Annotated in this window: 2 protein-coding genes and 1 pseudogene; 1 reads left to right on the top strand and 2 read right to left on the bottom strand. The window is 65.7% G+C overall.

Going from position 1 to position 1,680, the window contains the following annotated elements; translation table 11 throughout:
- Positions 1-79 precede the first annotated feature (79 nt).
- Together ABZ904_RS51180 and ABZ904_RS51175 are read right to left on the bottom strand one after the other, a co-directional pair.
- Positions 80-397 (bottom strand): hypothetical protein, encoded by a 318-nt coding sequence (locus ABZ904_RS51180; RefSeq protein WP_361831201.1) that lies wholly within the window; start codon positions 395-397, stop codon positions 80-82.
- A gap of 537 nt (positions 398-934) precedes the next feature.
- A complete protein-coding gene (locus ABZ904_RS51175) occupies positions 935-1,288 on the bottom strand; it encodes a hypothetical protein (protein ID WP_361006428.1) in 354 nt (117 codons plus the stop codon).
- A gap of 275 nt (positions 1,289-1,563) precedes the next feature.
- Here ABZ904_RS51175 and ABZ904_RS51170 point away from each other — a divergent pair.
- Positions 1,564-1,680, top strand: a pseudogene (locus ABZ904_RS51170) (DUF2975 domain-containing protein); the annotation flags it as partial.

Below are 1,680 nucleotides of genomic sequence, written 5' to 3'. Positions count from 1 at the left end.
TCCCGACCAGCAACGGCAACGACTGACAAGACCAACTGAAGACTGGGTCAGGACTCAACCGCCCAAAGAGGGTCACGATTCAGCCGCCGTCGACAGCGGGGCCAATCGCTGCAGGAACCGATACGGCAAGAGGCCCGAGAGTGAGAGTCGAGCCTGCCTCCGGTGAGCACAGGCCCGCCAGCACCGCCGCGGGCACACGACACGCAACGAAGGCGTGGTCCTGGTACTTCCACAGGGCTTCCGACCACTGGGGCGGCTCGGCCCCGATGAGCGCCCAGCAGTGATAGAGCCCCCATCCCGTGTCTGCTCGCACTGCCATCGCCCGGACGTACGCATCCTGCTCACTGGTCTCCAGGTCGCGGCGGAGGGTGTCGAGATCGATGCTGCGGGCGTTCATGCCGCGTGTCCCCTTGCTCAGGTGCGAAGGCGAAACCGGCTCGACCTCGCCACTCGTGTGAAGAAATCTAGTGCGCAAGCCGCAGCCGACAAACCGAATACCCTCCCCTCGACAGCCACTTGGCGCCCGCTGCGCAAGCTGCTGGGGGCGGCGGCCCGCCGACGCGCAACACCGGTGAGCGCACTCTGCTCCCCGGGACGCCCGCGCCGCCCAGGGCGCACGTCAAATGCGGCCGGAGGTCGGGGTGTTCATCGCCGCAGCCGGGTCAGAGATCAAACTCAAGGTGCTCGATGTCGGTGAGGTGATGGTCGGCATGAGAATGACATGGCCCTTCGTCACTCATGCCAGCAACGAGTGAGCACCACCCGTCAGCGTCAACGACCAGGTCACCGCACCTGCGCCACTGACGCCCAGACGACGACGTTCAACCGACACTCCCCCGCAGACCATCACAGAGGACACCGACCGCGCGATCCGGGCCAGCGCGTCAGTCTGCCGCACAGCCGTGCTGGAGACACCGACCGCGAGCGCCACCCGTCAGCGCCCCGCCGCTACCTCATCCCAGTGCTCGGTCACCACCCGCAGGAAGGACCGCACCAACGGAACCGACTTCTCATCGCTCGTGATCAGGTCCGGATCCCTGCGCACCCCGATCGACACCCGCCGCACGAAGCCGTCGCGGGTACGTCCCTCCACCACAACATCGTCGATCGGACTGATGTAGCTGGCCTGCAGACGCACAGAATGCGGGACGACATCGTCACCGAGCTCGCTGATCGGATCCTCGGTCAGCAGGGCGGCGACCAGCGTCGCCGCATAACAGTGTTCGAGCCAGACACCGCCCCCACCTGTCGAGTACGGAGAGGAGGCATCAGTCGTCGGCACGCCCAACAGCTTACGATCCGACACCGACAACCCTCGTTGATCCCCGCACGCCCCCGTCAAAAGGTGCCCCTCCCCCGCAGGGCTTCGGCGTAGTCGGGTGGCGTCCGATTTGCGCTCAAGCGAGGCCGACTTCGACAAGATTAAGACTGTTCGCGCGAACGCCATTCCATGGGAGCGCGGCCCGCCACAGTGCGAAACCACCGCCCACCCTCCATCCCACCCCTTGCTTCACCTATCGAAATTCGATGGATTCTCATCGCAACTCGATGGAAGGATAGGCCGTGGGAAAGCTGGCAGTACGTGCGCTGCGCGCCGTGCTCGTGGTGGTGCTCGCCGGCACCGTGTTCGTACAGGCAGGGATGGTGTGGGCGTTGGTCAGCGGGAACGACCCGGAGGAC

The sequence above is a fragment of the Streptomyces sp. NPDC046900 genome (genome assembly GCF_040644975.1).
Lineage (GTDB): Bacteria > Actinomycetota > Actinomycetes > Streptomycetales > Streptomycetaceae > Streptomyces.
This window is presented reverse-complemented; position numbering and strand designations above follow the sequence as displayed.